Annotated in this window: 1 pseudogene; it reads left to right on the top strand. The window is 68.9% G+C overall.

Annotated features, from left to right (window positions below):
* Positions 1-51: 51 nt before the first annotated feature.
* Positions 52-809 (top strand): annotated as a pseudogene (locus ACMGDE_RS19940) (hypothetical protein); the annotation flags it as partial.

Here is an 809-nt window from a genome sequence, read left to right as displayed (position 1 = left end):
CCGGCGTGGCAGCCGGCCGCCTCGCGCACGGCCACCGCTGGCCGCACGGTGATGACGGAATACGCAACCAACGACGCGGTGGCGGGCTTCGGCACAGCCAGCAGGCGCGTGGCGCGGTATAGCGTCACGCTGAGCGCGCAGGGCACGCCCACGCTGGCGCTGGCCAGTAATGCGATCTACGCGGCGGGGGAGCTCTACGTGACGGTCACGAAAGATGAGAACTGGGTTTCCGCGGACGGCCGCAACGGCACGGCGGAGGAATACACGGACAAGCAGGGCCGGGCGGTGCTGAAGCGGACGTACAATGCGAACGCGGTGGTGAGCACGTACTACGTGCACGACGATTTCGGGCGGCTGGCGTTCGTGCTGACGCCGGGGGCGGCACCGGACCGCGCGGACCTGCCTGCGGCGGGTACGGCGCGCACCGCGTGGCTGGCCGATCACGTGTACCACTACCGGTACGACAGCCGCGGGCGGCTGATCGAAAAGAAAGTGCCGGGCAGGGGCCGTGAGTTCCTGGTCTATAACAAGCTGGACCAGGTGGTGGCTACGCAGGACAGCGTGCAGCGGATGAAATCGCCGCAGCAGTGGACGGTGACCAAGTACGATGCACCCGGCCGGGTGGTGCTCACCGGGATATGGACCACAGGAGCCACGGCAGGCACGGACTACCGGACCACGGTGCAGGGGCAGGCGGACGCGCAGACCACGGGCAACCAGTGGGAGGAGCGCAACACGGCGGGCACGGCCTACACGAACCGGGCCTGGCCCACCGGCGGCGTGACGGTGCTGACCGAGCAGTTCTACGA

This window comes from Parapedobacter brassicae (assembly GCF_051400755.1).
Taxonomy (GTDB): Bacteria; Bacteroidota; Bacteroidia; order Sphingobacteriales; family Sphingobacteriaceae; genus Parapedobacter.
The sequence above is the reverse complement of the archived record's forward strand: the minus strand, read 5'-3'. Positions and strand labels throughout refer to the sequence as shown.